Source organism: Niallia sp. RD1 (assembly GCF_024219955.1).
Lineage (GTDB): Bacteria > Bacillota > Bacilli > Bacillales > Cytobacillaceae > Niallia > Niallia alba.
The window spans coordinates 1,015,884-1,034,460 of sequence record NZ_CP100420.1 but is presented as its reverse complement, the minus strand read 5'-3'; the positions used below and the strand labels follow the sequence as shown (position 1 = coordinate 1,034,460).

General features: G+C 36.9%; 19 protein-coding genes and 1 riboswitch. Of the genes, 17 read left to right on the top strand and 2 right to left on the bottom strand.

Annotated elements, in window-relative coordinates; all coding sequences use genetic code 11:
- Positions 1-9: 9 nt before the first annotated feature.
- Genes NKG37_RS04860 through NKG37_RS04850 form a run of 3 tightly spaced genes read left to right on the top strand, consistent with a single transcriptional unit; the run spans position 10 to position 2,135 of the window.
- A complete protein-coding gene (locus tag NKG37_RS04860) occupies positions 10-1,446 on the top strand; it encodes a glycoside hydrolase family 1 protein (RefSeq protein ID WP_254415900.1) in 1,437 nt (478 codons plus the stop codon).
- Positions 1,447-1,461: 15 nt separating this feature from the next.
- Entirely contained in the window at positions 1,462-1,782 is a 321-nt protein-coding gene (locus tag NKG37_RS04855) for a PTS sugar transporter subunit IIB (RefSeq protein WP_047940837.1), read from the top strand.
- A gap of 17 nt (positions 1,783-1,799) precedes the next feature.
- The gene (locus tag NKG37_RS04850) at positions 1,800-2,135 is read left to right on the top strand and encodes a PTS sugar transporter subunit IIA (protein ID WP_254415899.1); all 336 of its coding nucleotides are present in this window, start codon (positions 1,800-1,802) and stop codon (positions 2,133-2,135) included.
- A gap of 256 nt (positions 2,136-2,391) precedes the next feature.
- On the opposite strand, the gene NKG37_RS04845 is transcribed toward NKG37_RS04850, so the two are convergent.
- Positions 2,392-3,363, bottom strand: coding sequence for a bile acid:sodium symporter family protein (locus NKG37_RS04845; RefSeq protein WP_095258261.1), 972 nt, complete (start codon positions 3,361-3,363; stop codon positions 2,392-2,394).
- 375 nt (positions 3,364-3,738) lie between these two features.
- Between NKG37_RS04845 and NKG37_RS04840 the strand changes: the two genes are divergently transcribed.
- The 4 genes from NKG37_RS04840 to thiW all read left to right on the top strand — a co-directional run bounded on the left by NKG37_RS04840 (position 3,739) and on the right by thiW (position 7,349).
- Positions 3,739-4,506, top strand: a complete 768-nt coding sequence (locus tag NKG37_RS04840) for an ABC transporter ATP-binding protein (RefSeq protein ID WP_047940835.1) — start codon at positions 3,739-3,741, stop codon at positions 4,504-4,506.
- A gap of 18 nt (positions 4,507-4,524) precedes the next feature.
- Positions 4,525-5,343 carry an ABC transporter permease gene (locus NKG37_RS04835; RefSeq protein WP_061796938.1) on the top strand — a complete coding sequence of 273 codons (819 nt, stop codon included), beginning with the start codon at positions 4,525-4,527 and terminating at the stop codon, positions 5,341-5,343.
- A 162-nt stretch (positions 5,344-5,505) separates the two neighbouring features.
- Positions 5,506-6,528 (top strand): ABC transporter substrate-binding protein, encoded by a 1,023-nt coding sequence (locus tag NKG37_RS04830; RefSeq protein ID WP_254415898.1) that lies wholly within the window; start codon positions 5,506-5,508, stop codon positions 6,526-6,528.
- A gap of 54 nt (positions 6,529-6,582) precedes the next feature.
- A riboswitch (TPP riboswitch) is annotated at positions 6,583-6,692 on the top strand.
- A gap of 159 nt (positions 6,693-6,851) precedes the next feature.
- Positions 6,852-7,349, top strand: coding sequence for an energy coupling factor transporter S component ThiW (gene thiW, locus NKG37_RS04825; protein WP_254415897.1), 498 nt, complete (start codon positions 6,852-6,854; stop codon positions 7,347-7,349).
- Positions 7,350-8,169: 820 nt separating this feature from the next.
- On the opposite strand, the gene NKG37_RS04820 is transcribed toward thiW, so the two are convergent.
- Complete coding sequence (locus NKG37_RS04820) at positions 8,170-8,886, bottom strand: GntR family transcriptional regulator (protein ID WP_254416366.1); 717 nt, start codon at positions 8,884-8,886, stop codon at positions 8,170-8,172.
- A 249-nt stretch (positions 8,887-9,135) separates the two neighbouring features.
- Between NKG37_RS04820 and NKG37_RS04815 the strand changes: the two genes are divergently transcribed.
- From NKG37_RS04815 to NKG37_RS26020, 10 genes are all read left to right on the top strand, one after another.
- A complete protein-coding gene (locus NKG37_RS04815) occupies positions 9,136-9,444 on the top strand; it encodes a PTS sugar transporter subunit IIB (protein ID WP_254415896.1) in 309 nt (102 codons plus the stop codon).
- A 4-nt stretch (positions 9,445-9,448) separates the two neighbouring features.
- Positions 9,449-10,807 (top strand): PTS sugar transporter subunit IIC, encoded by a 1,359-nt coding sequence (locus tag NKG37_RS04810; protein WP_254415895.1) that lies wholly within the window; start codon positions 9,449-9,451, stop codon positions 10,805-10,807.
- An 89-nt stretch (positions 10,808-10,896) separates the two neighbouring features.
- The gene (locus NKG37_RS04805; RefSeq protein WP_367976404.1) at positions 10,897-11,169 is read left to right on the top strand and encodes a PTS sugar transporter subunit IIA; all 273 of its coding nucleotides are present in this window, start codon (positions 10,897-10,899) and stop codon (positions 11,167-11,169) included.
- A complete protein-coding gene (locus tag NKG37_RS04800) occupies positions 11,166-12,503 on the top strand; it encodes a 6-phospho-beta-glucosidase (RefSeq protein WP_047940828.1) in 1,338 nt (445 codons plus the stop codon). The genes NKG37_RS04805 and NKG37_RS04800 overlap by 4 nt, the downstream gene beginning before the upstream one ends.
- A 53-nt stretch (positions 12,504-12,556) precedes the next feature.
- Positions 12,557-13,252 carry a chitin disaccharide deacetylase gene (chbG, locus tag NKG37_RS04795; RefSeq protein ID WP_047940827.1) on the top strand — a complete coding sequence of 232 codons (696 nt, stop codon included), beginning with the start codon at positions 12,557-12,559 and terminating at the stop codon, positions 13,250-13,252.
- A gap of 253 nt (positions 13,253-13,505) precedes the next feature.
- Positions 13,506-14,747, top strand: a complete 1,242-nt coding sequence (locus tag NKG37_RS04790) for a PucR family transcriptional regulator (RefSeq protein WP_095258254.1) — start codon at positions 13,506-13,508, stop codon at positions 14,745-14,747.
- 78 nt (positions 14,748-14,825) lie between these two features.
- Positions 14,826-15,767: a DUF2268 domain-containing putative Zn-dependent protease gene (locus NKG37_RS04785; protein ID WP_101729905.1), complete on the top strand. Its 942-nt coding sequence runs from the start codon at positions 14,826-14,828 to the stop codon at positions 15,765-15,767.
- Positions 15,768-16,268: 501 nt separating this feature from the next.
- On the top strand, positions 16,269-16,529 hold the full coding sequence (locus tag NKG37_RS04780) for a hypothetical protein (RefSeq protein WP_254415894.1): 261 nt from the start codon (positions 16,269-16,271) through the stop codon (positions 16,527-16,529).
- A gap of 431 nt (positions 16,530-16,960) precedes the next feature.
- Positions 16,961-18,183, top strand: a protein-coding gene (locus tag NKG37_RS04775) for an IS3 family transposase (protein WP_101729927.1) whose coding sequence is annotated in 2 segments (ribosomal slippage) — positions 16,961-17,249 and positions 17,249-18,183 — 1,224 coding nt in all. Because the reading frame shifts where the segments join, the coding sequence is not laid out codon by codon here.
- A 45-nt stretch (positions 18,184-18,228) separates the two neighbouring features.
- A complete protein-coding gene (locus NKG37_RS26020) occupies positions 18,229-18,354 on the top strand; it encodes a hypothetical protein (RefSeq protein WP_263479876.1) in 126 nt (41 codons plus the stop codon).
- Positions 18,355-18,577 lie beyond the last annotated feature (223 nt).

Here is an 18,577-nt window from a genome sequence, read left to right as displayed (position 1 = left end):
GGAGAAATAATGGAACAAATGAAAGTTAGTATTCCAGATCATTTTATTTTAGGAGCAGCATCATCTGCGTGGCAAACAGAAGGATGGGCTGGAAAGAAGGACTCTCAAGACTCCTATATGGATATCTGGTATAAAAATAATAAAAATGTTTGGCATAATGGCTACGGACCAGGAATCGCTACAGATTTTTACCATCGATATAAAGAAGATATCAGCATAATGCAGGAAATAGGGTTAACGCATTACCGGACATCGATCAATTGGTCTCGTTTCTTGGTGGATTATGAAAACGCAGTGGTAGATGAGAATTATGCTGGATATGTCGATAATGTTATTAATGAGCTGATAGATAAAGGTGTAGAACCAATGATTTGCTTAGAGCATTATGAATTACCGGCTGCTCTTTTTGAGAAATATGGAGGATGGAACGACAGACATGTTGTGGACTTATTCGTCAAATATGCAGAAAAAGTATTCGAGCGTTACGGGCGTAAAGTGAAGCACTGGTTTACTTTTAATGAACCAATTGTTGTGCAGACCCGTGTATATTTAGATGCAATACGTTATCCATTTGAGCAGAATACCCAAAAGTGGATGCAGTGGAATTATCATAAAGCACTTGCCACTGCTAAGGTTGTTGCCTTGTTTAAAGAAAAGCAGCTGCATGGACAAGGGGCTAAAATTGGGGTTATTTTAAATCCAGAGGTAACATATGCGAGATCTTCGGCTCCGCATGACCAAGATGCCGCCCGTATTTATGATTTATTCTTTAACCGAGTATTTCTAGATCCATCGATTAAAGGAGAATATCCAGCAGAATTAATGGATCTTTTACACAAACACAATATTTTATTTGAACATACAGAAGAAGACTTAACGGTAATAAGAAATAATACCGTTGATTATGTGGGGATTAACTTATATTATCCTCATCGCGTAAAGGCTAGAACAACGTCATGGAACGAAAATACCCCTTTTCATCCAGCTTATTATTATGAAATGTTCGATATGCCAGGCAAAAAAATGAATCCATTCCGAGGCTGGGAAATCTATCCGCAGATTATGTTTGATATGGCAACTCGCTTGAAAGAGGATTATGGCAATATTGAGTGGTTTGTGGCCGAGAATGGAATGGGTGTGGAAAATGAGTTTAAGTATAAAGACGAAAGTGAAGTAATCCAAGATGATTATCGCATTGAGTTTATTAGTGAACATCTTAAATGGTTATTAAAAGCAGTCGAACAGGGAGCAAACTGTAAAGGATATATGCTCTGGGCATTTACAGACAATGTTTCGCCCATGAATGCTTTTAAAAATAGATATGGACTAGTTGAAATTAATTTAGAAGAAAATCGAAACCGAAAATTGAAAAAGTCAGCTTTTTGGTATAAGGAAATCATTAAAGCTCGAGAAATCACCGTAAAAAATGATGATTTTATTAAATAACAGGAGGAATGAAGGATGAAAAGAATAATATTAGCTTGTGCAGCAGGTATGTCTACTTCCATTGTAGTATCAAAAATGAAGGCAGCTATTAAGGCAAGAGGCGAAGAAATTGATGTTTATGCCATTCCAGAAGGAGCAATTGCTGATGAATTAGCAACCTCAAGCGAAGGGGTAATGGCCATTCTTCTAGGGCCGCAAGTACGATTTATGAAACAGGCGGCAGAAAGTGCTGCGAAACCATATGGAATTCCAGTGGATGTCATTGATACAAGATTGTACGGTACAGCTAATGGAGAGAAAATACTAGACCATGCATTATCATTAGCTAAAAATTAACCAAGAGAATAGAGGTGGTGAAATTGAATACTTTAGAGGAAATGCAGACAGCAGCTTTTCAGATTATTTCATTTGCTGGGGAAGCAAGAAGTTGTTATGTAGAAGCTATTCAGATTGCAAGAAATGGAAAAATGGACGAAGCGAAGCAAAAAATAGAAGAAGGTGTTCAATTTTACAATCAAATTCATCAAGTCCATGCTTCTCTTATCCAAAGAGAGGCTGCTGGAGAACAACTGCCATTCTCCCTTATTCTCATGCATGCAGAAGATCAAATGCTCACAACCGAAACATTAAAGATTATGGCAAGTGAGATGATAGAAATGTGTGCCATGATTATAGAGAAAAAAACATAAAAATCAACACGAAGCAGACAACATAGATTTTTATAGGGTTAGCGAGCAGAAGAAGTCAAAACCTCAAAGGCTATGTTGCGGCGATCGAAAGTCAGCCGCTTGGAAAGTGAAATGTATTTTAGTCTGCGGGTAATACCCACAAACTATTAAAAACCCAAACGATCGATAAGGAAAATATTAGTAGTATTTTCTTATCAGTCGTTTGGGATTATCCTCTGTTAGAATATTTAAAACCACCTCTTGATTTTCAAATGAATTAAGAAATTTTCCCTTCCTTTATTTTCCCTACTACAGGCTTTTCATAGACTAATTTAATAAAGTATCCATATAAAGCTGCTAGAATTTGTTGGAATAGCATACCAATCACAACGGGAACTGCTACTGCTGGAGGGAAAAAGCTCACAGCGAGAACTGCTCCTGCACTAATATTTCTCATCCCGCCAGAATAGATCATTGCTATTGTTTCTTCTTTGCTTCGTTTTGTAACTACCCCTAATATCCAGGCAAAAAAGTATCCGGATAATGCTATTACAAAAACAGTAAGTGCTACTTGGAGAAACTTTTTATCAATATTTCGTAAGTAAGGGGCTACTACAGAACTATTAATACTAACAACTAGTGCTAACCCAATTTTAGAAAAAGGGGATAGTGTATGATTCCACTTTTTCGCCTTTTCCACTGAAAACTGATTAACCATCATGCCGAAAATAGATGGCAGAACAATCATTCCAAGCAGCCCCTTCATCATCCCCCAAACCTCAAGCTGTACCGTTTCTCCTACAAAAAGGCTCATGCTTAATGGAACAAGGAACGGAGACAGCAAGGTATCGAGCAAGATAATCGCAAGAGTAAGTGCAATGTTTCCTTTATAGAGGCTAACCCAGATAACACTTGTGATTCCAGTTGGAATAACCACAGCTAACGTAAGCCCTGTAATCGTGTAAGGGTCATTTTGGAAAAATAAGTGACCAATCCCAAATGCCCACAAAGGAGTAAGAATATGTAGAATAGCCAGTGTCAAAAGCAAAGAAAGTGGATGGGTGATTGTATATTTCACTGATTTTAAATTAGATGTCAAGCTCCCTATAAAAGTCATCACTGCAAAAATCCACGGAACTAAGAAAGAGACATGATGAAGGATATCTGATAGCAATACCCCAATTAGGACACTAATCGGGGTTAAAAGAGGCATCCACTTCCCAAGAAAAGCATTCATTTTTTCTAACATATACAGGACTCCAGTTCTTGTAAAAATATAAGTTCATTTTAACATAGAAATGCTGGTGGATATGCTGTAGTCGTGAAAATTTTCAGAATATTTATTTCGGAATAGTCTCCTGTAAAGCCATCATTTATTCGATTGAACTTTTTTCTATAATAATTACCCATTCGCCTCATTTTACATATAGTATAGCAAGAGCAAATTTAGAAGCATGGCATATTCATTGGCAATAGGGAGTTTTAAAGGCTGTTGATCACTTTTTTCTCCATTACAAGAGACCATGTGAAGGGAATGATAAATCAGCTGATTATAACAGGAACGAGAAATTGGTCTATAAAAAATCTATTAAAAATATGAATATTTCAGAACGGAGGGCTGTAATTGTATAAATTAGAGGTTAAGGACAGTAGTAAGGTTTTTCGAAAAAATGGCAAGGAGTTTTTCGCATTAAAGGATACAAATTTGCAGATTCCAGAAGGGAAATTTGTCAGTATTATCGGCCCAAGTGGATGTGGAAAATCAACACTATTTAATATAATTGCAGGATTAATAACACCATCAACAGGTCATGTCTTGTTAGACGGAAGGGATATTGTTGGAAAGAGTGGGCATGTTGGCTATATGCTTCAAAAAGACTTGCTTCTTCCGTGGAGAAATATTCTTCATAATGTGATTTTAGGATTGGAGGTAAAGGGTGTTCCTAAAAAAGAGGCGATCCAAAGAGCATTACCTTTATTAGAGAGATATGGATTGGAAGGGTTTGAAAAGCATTTTCCGGAAGAACTTTCTGGAGGAATGAGGCAGCGTGCGGCTTTGTTGCGAACATTGCTTTATGACCAAGATGTTATTTTACTGGATGAACCTTTTGGCGCCTTAGATGCACAAACACGCTTATTTATGCAGGAATGGCTTTTGCAAATATGGGGAGATTTTAAGAAAACTATTTTGTTTATCACCCATGATATAGATGAAGCCATTTTTTTATCAGATGATATATATATTTTGACGCCAAGACCAGGCACCATTAAGGAGAAGGTATCAATCCAATTACCAAGACCAAGAAATGAACAAACACTACTAGACTCTAAATTTATTCAATTAAAAGAATATGTACTACAAGCACTAAAATCAACAGAAGAAACAAAATAGGGAGGGAGGAATGGAGAGATGGAATCAAAGGATAAAACGAAGGTTCTTTATATAGAGGATGATGAGGTCATTGCCCGAAGAAAAAGGAAATTTACTCGCATTGGGCAATGGAGCTTTGGAATTATATTTCTCCTTGCGTGGGAGCTGCTTTCCAAGTGGAAACTAATTGATTCGTATTATTGGAGCAGTCCATCAACAATATGGAAGACGGGTTATATAGCTTGGACAGAAGGATCTTTATGGAGTGATTTATTATATACCTCTGGTGCGACTATCTTTGGTTTTGGACTAGGAACCTTCTTTGGCGCCCTATTAGGACTTTCCTTTTGGTGGTCTTACTATTATGCACGTATTTCAGAACCTTATTTAATTGCCTTTAATGCAGTACCGAAGCTAGCTCTTGCACCAGTTCTTGTTATTTTATTTGGAATAGGGTTTAGCTCCAAGGTAGTTCTTGCCTTTATGATGACTATTATTACAACAGCTCTTGCCGCTTACAGTGGAGTGAAGGCAGTAGATAAAGATTTAGAAAAATTAATGTATTCCCTTGGTGCAAAGAAATGGCATGTTTTCACTAAAGTTGTCATACCAACGACAATGCCGTGGATTGTAAGCAGTTTGAAAATTAACATAGCATTAGCATTGGCTGGTACAATTGTCGGGGAATTTATCAGCTCTAGACAAGGGATTGGCCGAATGATCCTATATGCTGGGCAGATTATGAATATCAATCTTGTCTGGGTGGGCGTAGCTGTGCTGTCTATTCTTTCGATTGTGATGTACTTTGCTACAGTATGGATAGAAAAGCTTCTTTTGCGAGGAAGAAATGCGGAATAAAATATTTTCCCCTTTGAAAAGAACATAAAGAGAAAAATGTTCCATATATATGAAATAGAATATGTATTTCCATTATCCGCAATATACTTCTGGTTCATTTTCATTTTCTTATCTACTACTAAATTTCCCATTCTATTCATATATGAAAAAGGGGGCTTTGCCTTGAAAAAGTGGAGGCTTTTTCTGCTTATGTGTCTTAGTTTCGTCTTAATCCTTGCAGGATGTTCTTCAAAAGAAGAAAAGGGAACGAAGGATGGATTGAGGAAGATTGTTATTTCAGAGCCAGTACATTTGATCGGCTATCTTCCACTGTATGTTGCCATAGAAGAAGGTTATTTTAAAGAAGAGGGATTGGAAGTAGAAGTCATTACAGCAACAGGAGGTGCCCATGTTACATCCGTTGTTAGTGGTGATGCCTGGGGTGTTATGGGCGGACCAGATTCTGTGCAAATGGCCAATTTAGGAAGCTCTGATCCGATTCAGTCAGTAGTAAACGTCGTTAACCGCGCTAATGTTTATTTGATGGGAAACTCAGAGGAAACGATTGATGGTACAAACGATGAAGAGCTGGCAGCTTACTTAAAAGGAAAAGTTATTGCAGCTGGGCGCTATGGTGGTAGTCCCAATCTTTTAACTAGATGGCTGTTAATGGAGCTAGGTTTAGATCCGGAAAAAGATGTGAAGTTAGAAGAACCAGCTGATGCCAGTGCAGTAGTTTCCCTTGTAGAATCCGGAAATGCCGATATTGCTAATGGTGGAGAACCGCAAATCACAGAAGGAATGAAAAAGGGAGCATGGAAAGAGCCATTCTACAGTTTTGCCAGTTTGGGAGACTATCCTTATTCTGTTGTCAGTGTAAAAAAATCCACAATTGAGAAAGAGCCGGAAGTTGTGGAGAGCTTTGTAAAAGCTGTTTTAAAAGGACTTAAGAAGGTGGATGAAGACCCAGACCTATCCATGAAAGTGTTAAAAGCAGAATTTCCAACTACATCGGATGAGATTCTACAAGCATCCTTGGATCGTGCTTATGCTGATGAGTTATGGAGCAAGGACGGTTACATCTCAGAGGAAGCTGTTGCAAAACCAATGGATGTTGTCGAGAAAACGGGTGTCTATACGGAAGGCTATAAATACGAAGAATTAATCGATATGCAGTTTGTGGATAAATTGTCCAAGAAACAATAAGAATAATTCTTTGCGTCCTAAATGAAATAAGTTAAAATGAAGCTATAAGCATATATGGACTACTAGGGGTGCCAGTTGGTGGCTGAGAGAAAAACAAATTCGTTTTTTAACCCTAACGACCTGATCTGGATCATACCAGCGTAGGGAAGTAGCGGATTCACTCTATTTCTTTTGACTTTAGCAGTCAGGTCTATTTAGATCTGGCTTTTTTAGTTTGTGAAAAGCCGTCGTTTAATAGCCCTGTAAGCCTTTTGGGTCTAGTCAATAGAAGGTTTGCTTAGTCTCCATGCTTAAAACTATTTTGAGTGGAGGAAATAATTACGATGAAAAGAATTAAATTATTGGTGATTATGGCCATGTTTACGGCAATTGGGACATATGGCTCAACCTTAGTATGGTTTCCGGCAGGTATTGCCAAGGCATATCCTGTTCAGCATGCTTTAAATGTAATAGCGGGAGCAATACTTGGATCGGTTCCAGCAGTTATCATTGCTTTTGCTACTTCCTTGTTAAGAAACCTATTAGGAACGGGATCCTTATTAGCATTTCCGGGAAGTATGATAGGTGCACTTTTGGCAGGCTATCTATTTCATAAAACAGCTAAGCCAATCTTTGCAGCTTTAGGTGAATTTATTGGAACAGGCGTCATCGCCTCCTTAGTGGCAGTACCATATGCATCTTTTTTCTTAGGGACAAAAACGGGTGCTCTCTTTTATTTGCCATCCTTTGCTGTTAGCAGTTTTGCAGGATCCATCATTGGTGTCATCTTAGTAAGTCGTTTAGTAAAAATAAAATCAATTCAAATGTTAACTCAAAATTAGCAGCATAATAGATGAAGGACCGGTTAGAACATACTTATGGGATAACCGGTCTTTTTGTGGATAGTATGTGGATAACATAGGTAATTTTTATTGTATTTGTGGAAAACTAAGTAGAAATCAGGTGATATTTAGTAGAAGAAAAGATGTTCTGTGGATTTATTGTGGAAAACTAAGCGAGGGAGAAGGCTGGGAAAGGGAAGTTAGAATGAAGAGAATAGAGGAAAAACAGTTGGAACAAAAAGAGGCTGGGACATAAGTATGCCAGTCATAGATAAACCCGAACAACTATCAAATAATCCTAAATGATTGTTCGGGTTTTATTAGTTGTATAAAAGGCTGTTTCAGTACAGTTAGTGTTAATATCCGCAGCCTGAATACACTTCGCTTTCCATGGGGCGAGCGCCGAGCCGCTTCGGCCTCTGGCCTGCAGGGTCTCGGACTTTCTCGCAGCTCCCATAGGAGTCTACGTGTATTCAGGCTGCTCCATATTTCCTACTAATTCATTTTTTCTAAAAAAACAATATTTTTTAGGGAATTGCCTTTAAAAACAGAGTGGAATGGAGCGGAGGACACTCGACTCCTGCGGGAAGTAGAGCAATCTTTAGACCCCACAGGCTTTAGCCGAGGAGGCTTAGGTTGCTCCCCGGCGAATCGTGTTTCTGTAGCGCAATGGAATGAATTAGTTTTTACACTTGACTATATTTAAAAACATAAATAACCATTGTATAAAAGGAACCTTTATTTAAGAGATAAATTAGAGATTGTTCGTCTTTACAGATTGGCTATCTAGTTTTGTCCCAGCCTCTTTTGATTGCCTTCTTCAATAATTCCGCTCAATAACAAAGTGTGCTCTGTCTCCTCGGAAAATAGTTTTGGAATATTCAATGGCAGTTTCATCTTCTGCATAAGCAAAGGTTTCAAGTAGAAAGCAAGGGGATCCTGCAGGAATTTCCAATTTCTTAGAAATAGTGTCATCTGCTAAAACTAATTCTAAGTGCTCTATTGTTTTGCGGATTTTTATATTATACTTCGTTTCCAGCATTTTGTATAAAGACTTTTCGCAAGCAGCGCTATCTAATCCTGGTGCCTTGTGCCAAGGCAGATAAGAGATTTCATATTGTAGTGGAGCATCATTTACATAGCGCATGCGTTCTAAGCAGTTAACGGGATCCCCTATATTTTGATTGAATTGCTTGGCTAGAAAATCGGTCGCTTCAATAACCTTCAGCTGAAGCACCTTGATAGACGGGGCTTTCCCTTGCAAAGTAATTTGTTCAAAGAATTGCTCTACTGTACTAGTTAAAGATTGTTTGATTTTATTTTCGGCTACAAAGGTACCTTTCCCTTGTACTCGATAAACATAGCCCTCAACTGTTAGTTGTTGAAGGGCTGTGCGAATCGTTGTTCTGCTGACACCGAATGTGTTACAAAATTCAGCTTCGGTTGGTAATTTAGTATTTGGTTGATATTCGCCGCTTTTAATCATGTCGATAATGGACTCTTTTACAATCGAGTGTAGCGCAGCATCTTTGTTCATTTCTTCCACAATCGTTTCCCTCCATATTGTCCCTAAATATAGAATATCTTTTCTATTCCTAATAAGCAAATAAATAACAAATTTGTAGTAACAAATAAATTTGTATTGAAATACATTATATTTGTTATTACAATATGGATATAAGATGTTACTACTTTCCTAAGAAGGGTGGCTGATAAAAAGACGTACGAAAGGAAAAAATTTTAGAAAAATATCGGAATAATCTATCAATTAAAAGGGGATGGAATAGTGAATATTTTACTATGTTGTTCAGCCGGAATGTCTACAAGTTTATTAGTTTCAAAGATGGAGAAAAGTGCCAGAAACAAAGGGATAGACTGCAAGATTTGGGCAATAGCAGCCTCAGAAGTGAACAACGAGATAGAGAATGCTGATGTTATTTTGTTAGGTCCTCAAGTACGATTTCTATTACCACAAGTAAAAAAGGCCGGCGACCAAAGAGAAATTCCAGTTGCAACAATTAATCCACAGGACTATGGATTATGTAATGGTGAAAAAGTGTTAGAACATGCCGCAGCTTTAATAAAGGGGGAATAAAGAGATGATGGGATTTATTGAAAAATATATTATGCCTTTTGCATTAAAGCTTGGCAACCAAAGACATTTGCTTGCTATCAGGGATACGTTAATTGGAATGATTGCTATTACCATTGTAGGTTCATTTGCTGTACTTTTTAATAATCTCGGTCAAATTATTCCCCCTTATGGAAAAATGATGGAAGCGATATTCGGAGCTAACTGGTCGACTTTGGGCGGGGACATATGGTTTGGAACATTTGCTTTTCTTTCTGTATTTGCAGTCTTTGGGATTTCCTATAAATTAGCTAGATCCTATGGGGATGAGGGGTTTGAAGCAATGCTTATTTCTGCTGCATGTTTCTTTTTACTTTTGCCCCAAACAGCAAGTGTCACGTTACCAATAGATGAAGCCGCTACTGAAACAGTTGCAGGTGGAGTCTGGGGGCTAGTATCTGTCAATTACTTCAATGCCACTGCCCTTTTTACTGCTATTATCGTAGCGATAATCGCTACAGAAATTTTCTTGCGCTTATCGATAATCAAGGCTTTAATCATTAAAATGCCAGATGGAGTACCGCCGGCTGTTTCAAAATCCTTTGCTAAATTAGTACCAGGTATGGGAACTATTTTTCTAGTTGGCGTGTTTGGCGTTATCTTCAGAATGATAACAGATGGAAAAGTTCTAAATGATTGGTTAAATACGGTTATTGTCTCTCCATTAACAAATGCAGTTGATTCCCTTCCATTTGCAGTATTAATTGTTTTATTAGTGCATTTATTCTGGATGGTTGGACTTCATGGTCCAAACATATTAGGTGGGATTACGACACCATTATTTGAAAAAACAGGAGCAGAAAACATTGATTTAGCTCAATCAGGAATTCAAGCATTAGGAGAATATCATATTTTAGCTGGATCCTTCCTAGATGCATTTGTTTACTTGGGCGGATCAGGTGCTACTTTAGGATTAATTATTGCGATGATAATTGCAGGGAGAAAACGGTATAAACAAATGATTGGTCTTGGCGGGGCGCCTGGGGTATTCCAAATTAATGAACCAATCCTTTTTGGTTTGCCAATCGTCTTAAACCCTATTTGGTTTATTCCATTTGTAATTGGGCCAGTTATTACAACTGTCATTTCTTATCTTGCTGTGCAGTATGGCATCGTTCCACCGGTAACGGCTAAGATTCCATGGGTTACACCACCGATAATTGGCGGGTACTTAGCGACGGGGGGAAGCTTTTGGGGAGCTGGTTTGGCAGCATTAAATTTACTGATATCAACAGTTGTTTATTTACCATTTGTTTATGCACAAGTAAAAATTGATTCCAAAAATAAAACAGAGCTTACGAAAGATTCGGATTCAGTTAGTCTCTAAAGGAAAGAAGGGTGCAAACATGAATAAGGAAGAATTATACCAACTCTCCTTTCAGCTGATTACATAGTGGAAATGCGAGAAGCTTTGCGATGGAAGCAATTCAAGACGCGAAAAAAAAGGATTTTGCTGAAGCCAAAAAGAAGATAACAGAGTCGGAAACAGAACTATCGGAGGCTCATAAAATCCAGACCAAATTACTCCATCTTGAAGCCGGCGGAGATCAATTTATGATTCCGATTATTCTTATTCATGCACAGGATCACTTAATGAATGCAATGACATTGAAGGATCTTGCGGTTGAAATAATTGATTTACGGCAGGAGTGTATGCAACAGACAACGAGAAAGGGGTCGGTAGAATGAGTCGCGGTTTAAAAATTGTAACTATTGGAGGTGGCTCAAGCTATACACCGGAACTAATAGAAGGCTTTATTAAATATCATAACGAGTTACCAGTTAAAGAAATTTGGCTGGTAGATATTGAGGAAGGAAAGGAAAAGTTAGAAATTGTTGGGGAGCTTGCGCGTAGAATGGTAAAGAAAGCGGGAGTTTCTATTGATATTCTTCTTACGCTGGATCGAAAAAAGGCTCTGGAGGGAGCGGATTTTGTTACAACACAATTACGAGTCGGTCAGCTCGCTGCAAGAGCACTTGATGAAAAAATTCCTTTGAAGTATGGAGTCATCGGACAGGAGACAAATGGACCTGGAGGTTTATTTAAAGCTTTTCGAACTATTCCGGTTATTTTAGAAATAGCGAAAGAAATGGAGGAGCTTTGTCCGAATGCCTGGCTCATAAATTTTACAAATCCAGCTGGAATGGTAACAGAAGCAGTTCTTCGCCACAGTCGCATCACAAAAGTTGCTGGCTTGTGTAATGTGCCAATCGGGATGGAACGGGGGGTTGCTGATTTACTAGCAGTTGATCCTGCCAGAGTAAGAATTGATTTTGCAGGGTTAAATCATATGGTTTACGGTCTAGATGTTTATATAGATGGTAAAAGTGTAAAGGAACAGGTCATTAAGTTAATCACAGATCCGGAAAAGGCTATTACGATGCAAAATATTCACGCGATGGGCTGGGAACCCTCGTTTTTAAGAGGATTGAATTTATTTCCTTGCCCTTATCACAACTATTATTATAAAACAGGAGATGTGCTCGCCCAGGAATTAAAGGAAGCAGAAAAGGGGAAAACGCGAGCAGAGGTTGTACAGAAGTTAGAAGAGGGGTTGTTTGAATTATATAAAGACCCAGAATTAGCGATTAAACCCCCTCAGTTAGAAAAGCGCGGAGGAGCTTACTATAGTGACGCTGCTGTACGTTTAATTTGCTCCATTTATACAGATAAATGTGATATTCAAGCGGTGAATACTGCTAATCATGGTGCCATTACAGGAATTCCATATGAATCAGCGGTAGAAGTAAGCTGTATAATTACCAAGGATGGTCCCAAGCCAATAGCAGTTGGAGAACTTCCAGTAGCAGTTCAAGGATTAGTAACCCAAATCAAGTCCTTTGAAAGGGTAGCGATAGAAGCAGCTATTTCCGGTAACTATGATAAAGCATTGCTTGCTATGACCATTAATCCCCTTGTCCCAAGCGATCGAATTGCTAAACTGATCCTAGATGAGATGCTTGAAGCACATAAGGAATATTTACCACAGTTTTTCACGGAAAAGGAAAGTATTCGTATGTAAAAGCGGAGTTATGCTGAATGAAACACATGACTAGCTTTAAAGGAGACGAATCCATGACAAAAATAATCATTAATGCAGATGATTTTGGTTTTAGCCGAGGAGTCAATTATGGAATTGTTGATTCCCATCTTAAGGGAATTGTTACTTCCACAACCATGATGATGAATGCAAAAGCGACAAAGCATGCCATCACTTTAGCAAAGGATACACCTTCTTTAAAGGTTGGCGTCCATCTTGTATTAACATGGGGAAGGCCACTTTTACATGATGTTCCAACACTTGTAGATGAAGCAGGTAATTTTAAAAAGCAGACATTGGTATATGGTGATCCAGAATCTATAAGCTTAGATGATTTAGAAAGAGAATGGACAGCACAAATTGAAAAATACCTTGCTGCCAATCTTACTCCTTCTCATTTAGATAGTCATCATCATGTGCACGGAATAAAAGAATTCTATCCAGTGATAAAAAGGTTATCAGATAAGTATGAGATACCTGTGAGAAATGCAGGTTCTCATTTTACGGATATTCAAATATTAACCGATATTTTTTTTGATGATTTCTATGGTGATGGAATTACAGAGAATTATTTTGAAAAATTAGGAGAGCGTGTGGAACTTGGAAAAAGCATTGAAGTAATGACACATCCCGCTTATATAGATGAGACATTAATGCAAGAATCATCTTATAATATGCAAAGGATAAAAGAAACAAAGATATTAATGGAAACAAGCCTAATAAACGGCTAATTTAATCCTGCATGACAGACCTTTCAAAGGAGTAAATTCTTTTGAAAGGTTTTTTGTTGGGGGAAAGATAAAAGGGAAACAACCTCTAATGCTTTTTACTAGAGAGAACAAGCAAACGAGAAGTGACACTGTTTTGGCCGAAAGAATATAATCTTCTAAAGATTCTTATTGTTGAAAGCGTTATAAACGAGATAAAATAAAGATATAACAAGATTGAACGATTTTAGTAAGCATTTTGGAGAGGAGTAGATGGATGACAGCTGAGCCGCGAAACCCGTTTAGAAGGGATATGTATGATTCCCTTGAAAGTTTTGTAGATCATGTTAGTGAATTATTAGGATGTCCGATTACGTTGGAGGATCCTCATCATCGTGTGCTAGTATACAGCAGTCATGACGAAGAAACGGATATGGTCAGAATCTCTACCATAATTAGCCGCAGGGTTCCGGAGAGAGTAATCAATCGTTTATGGAAGGATGGAGTGATTCCGCAGCTTCTTCAAAGTAAAAAGCCAATTCGAATTAAAGAGAAAAAGGAAATCGGCCTTGGAAATCGGGTGGCAGTTTCCATTTGGAGAGGGGAGGAGGTAATCGGATATATTTGGGCCATTGAAATGGGTACCCCTCTAACAGAGGAAAAGATGGGGTTTTTAGAGAACGCGGCGTCAGTAGCGCGTCATTTATTGTCACGCTTTGCTGCAAGTAAAACTCCTACTTTACAGGACAATCAAGAATTTTTTTGGAGAATGTTAACTGGGTATGTGAAAGAGACAGATATAGACGAAAAATTAAAGGAAATGGGAATGCCTGCAGCAGCTTGCTTCACGGTGATGATTTTTCCGTTTTCTAAAATGATTACAAAGGAAATAGAAAAGCATATCCTCTATCTATTGAAGGTATCCCAAGATGTAAAAATTTCTTTCTCTACTATAGAAGATAACGAATTAATTATTTTGGCAACTCCCCTTGAGGATAACGGGGATTCTATTGCTTGTTATAAAAAATTTATTAGTAGTTTTCAACAAAACCTAGAAGAAAGATTTTCTATTAAAGAAGTAAGGGGGTCCTTTGGAGGAATTTACAAACAGTATCGAGATATACCAAAGAGTTTCAGAGAAGCGAGGACTGTTTTAGAGGTACGTGAGAAATTCCCTCAGGAAGCAGGGGCATTCGTTCACTACCAAGAGTTAGGTATCTATCAGTTTTTAGATATCCTCTTAGAAAAACGAAGACAAGATGGATCGGAAAATGTTGCCATTCGAAATCTAAAAAAATATGATTCAACCCATCATACAGAATTATTAGCAACCTTAGAAGCTTATTTAGATGAAAGTGAAAATATTCAAAAGACAGCTGCACGTTTGCACATCCATCCTAATACGCTTACTTATCGTTTAAAGCGGATGGTAGAAATCATGGAAGTGGATTTGTCGGTGCCTAGTCAAAAATTTATGATTTACTTAGATTTAAAATTAATGCATTGGCAGAAAGAATAGAAATAGGAGAATATAAAATTAGAAATTTTCCTTTTTCTTAATTGTAGTAATAAGAACAAATAAATAGGAGGGGCAGTCTTGCGAAAATTAAACATGTTATTCATTACGATTACAATTATTTTACTGATTTCTTGTGAAAACAAGGATGTAGAAAAGGAAGAATCCAACAAAGAAGAATTTTTTTATACATTTCACCATCCAAGTACGAGCCAGAAATTCAATATTATAAATGTTTATAAATTATATGAAAATTACGAACAAGCATTGAAGCAGAAATCAGACGCTAGTTCATTTACCATATTCAATCAAAAGGTGCTTAATCCTATATATAATGCATGCTATAAAGGTGGTGAACACTTTAGGGATACTATACAGCCTCCTAAAGACTTAAAAGAAATAAATAATACTATAAGTTCTATAGATGAAAAGCAGTTAAATAATTCTATTAAAGAAGCATTGATTGAGTCTTCAAACTATTTACCTTCAGAAAAAACGACTAATGTATGTGTATTTCCTGTAGAAGGCGGTGAATATGCAGAATCTGCTTACACTACAGGTTCCGGAAAAATTAGTCTATTCTATAGAGAGAACTATGATGTTGAATCACTGAAAGCGTTAATTGCTCACGAATATCATCATAGCATTTATACTGAGAAGTTTTGGAATAAGGAAGTATCTAACAATTGGACTTTGCTAGATAACCTGGTTGCGGAAGGAAAAGCAGTTATGTTTGAAAAAATAGTTTATCCAGATATTACTTGGACTCCAATCAGATATAATACAAACACAGAAATATACTGGAAAGAACTCATACAACCAAATCTGTATAAAAAAAATGACGCTAATTTAGCACGACAAATCTTACTAGGAGGGAATGGAATACCTTATGACTTTGGGTATAGCGAAGGATATAAAATTGTGAAATCTTATTTAGAATTAAATCCCAATCTCACAGCCGAGGAATGGACTGCACTTAGCGCTAAAGAGATATTTGAAAATGGAGATTATATGAATAATTAAAATGATAAAATTGATTGAATAATTCTAAATTCAACATTTTTTATTTTTCAATTTCTATCTGAAATATTAAGTCTATTTTGAATGTCCTAAATACATGATAATTTAATCACTAGATTCATATCATCGTTCAAGTTTTCTTTTTGTAAGTGAATGTTTTCGGGCTTTTAAGAAGATTTCAATTTTAGAGTGATAGTAAAAAATGCTATATAATGGGACGTACTCGAATATAGGATATTTCATGAGAATATTCTTATATTCGAGTACGTTTTTGTTTCATAAAAAAGAATATCTTTCTAGCAGTGGTTGATAAGAATCATATAGACATCCTTCCATATTAATGAAAGAAGACTTCTACTTTTTTTATGATTCCTATTAGATAAAAAAATGAATATTCAGATAAAACGGTAGCGAATAATTGATAATGGAGTTAGAATTATCTTGTACATATTTCTAAAACTGGATATTAACTGGGGAATATTTGAGAAGGAGAGGAGAAAATATATGGCTAAAACTAACTCAATTAGAAACGATGAAACATTAAAAGTTGTTGATGAAGAGAACCAATTAGGATTAGGATTTGGATTTGATAATAATTTAGTAGTTCCTTTTGGTCCTGTTGATCCAGGTGGAACAAATCCAAAACCACCCGTATGGAATCCAGGTGGTGGTTCAGTTGGAGGTTGCAACACTGTTGGTTGTATTGGACCAGGACCAGGATCTGCTGGAACAAATAAAGTGTTAAATTTAAGAACAATAAAATAAGTAAAAGGGAATAAAACTTTCATATCAGTAAGATATATGTACACGCATTCAAGGTAGGTAAAACTCTAACTACCTTGAATTTCTTAATTTTTTATTAAATTTAATGAGCAAGGCTTTGATGTAGATTTATTATTTGATCAAAAAAATTACTAGCATTGAAGTATTTCCTATTCGAAGAATCCTATTAGTTTTATATCTCCCCTTCATTTCATTTTCAAGACTATTTTTGCATAGGACCAAGATTTACCGGAATGGGTGAGGTGAAATTTTCCTTAGTATGAAAATATAAATATTATTCAAAAAACAAAATGGGTGAAAATGGTGTGTTTTAGATGTTAATGTGTATGAAATAGCTCATAAGCCCCAAAATGAACTTGGACAATAAGAGTAATATTTATTATACTGCTTAATGTACCAAGGAGGCTGACATCATGAAACGAATAAAACATTCTAAAGAATTTAAATTACAAGTCATCAAGGAAGCCCAAGACACAGGGAAGAATACCCTTGTAGCTCGCCGGTATGATCTGAATCCCAATATGGTTAGTCGCTGGGTTCGTGAATACAAAGATGGTAAATTTGGTGAAGTAGATGTGGCTGTGCTGCCAGATATAGACTCCAAAGAATTATCCAAAGAAAATGAAAAACTTAAAATGTTATTAGGTGAAAAAGACCTTGAAATAGCGATCCTGAGGGATCTTATAAAAAAGAAAAACCCTCACTTGCTGAAAAGCATGAAGTAGCTAACAAATGGATTCAAAAAGGCTACTCGATTTCAAAGGTGCTTAAAATCATAGGTATTCCTCGATCCACATACTATTATCAAAAGAATTATCGTGTTGAGGAGAAAAAAGTAAGTGAGGGACGTCCAGCACCAGGTTATTCGATCCAAGAGGACGGTCAAAAGATATCAGACGAACAGATTAAAGAATTTCTACTAGAAGAGATTGCCGGTGATTGCTATAACTATGGTTATCGCAAACTCACTAAGGTCTTAAGGCGAAAATACAAACTTAAAATTAACAAGAAAAAAGTATACCGGATTTGTAAAGAATTGGGCATCTTACGCCCACAGCGCCAAAAGAAAGTCTCATACCCTAGGAAACTAGCAAGAAATCGCATTATTACAAGATCTAATCAGCTATGGGAAGCTGACATTAAATATGGCTTTATCGAAGGTGAGGATCGCTTTTTCTTTGTCATGTCCATCATCGATGTTTATGACAGGGGCATCATTACCTATCATATGGGATTAAGCTGCACTGGAGATGATGTCAAACAGACACTGAAAAGGGCATTATTAAAACGCCAACAATATGATGAATTGGAAAAACCTGTAATCCGAACAGACAATGGACCGCAGTTTATTTCCCATACTTTTGAAAAGTTTTGTGAAGATTCCAAAATTGAGCACGAAAGAATTCCACCAAGAACACCAAATATGAATGCTCATATTGAGTCTTTCCATCGCATTTTTGAGGACGATTGCCTATCCAGATGGCAGTTTGAAACCTACACAGAAGCATATCAAGAAGTCATGAATTTTATGGAGTTCTACAACGAGAGACGTATGCATTCTAGTATACTAGATTTGTCACCAAAGGAATTCTATCAAAAACAAGATTCATTGGTGATCAAGGAGGTTCGGGTGTAATGGATGTATTCATTCAAAGCATCAGCTTGATTTGGAGTGGCGGGCATGATAGCCTCGTTCGGCGATGCCAATGTTGTAAAACAGCTGGCTTCTTGGCAGGAGAATCATGCCCGCAGAGGCTCCATGTCAAGCAACATGGCCTTTTTGAAGAATAATGAAAGAAATCTATAAAATAAAAAACTGAGGAAATGAAAGAATAAGAGAGTTATTGTCCAAAATTCGGGGGTTAATCCGCTATGTCACTCAACTAATAATGAGGAAAACTGGTTCAATAAGTCTTCCTTTATTGTTTTCTAATGAAAATATTGATTTACTACATTTTTTGAGAACAAATTCTACTACAAAATTGGGTTCTCTATTCACTTATACAACAACAATATTTTCAAGCATAGTT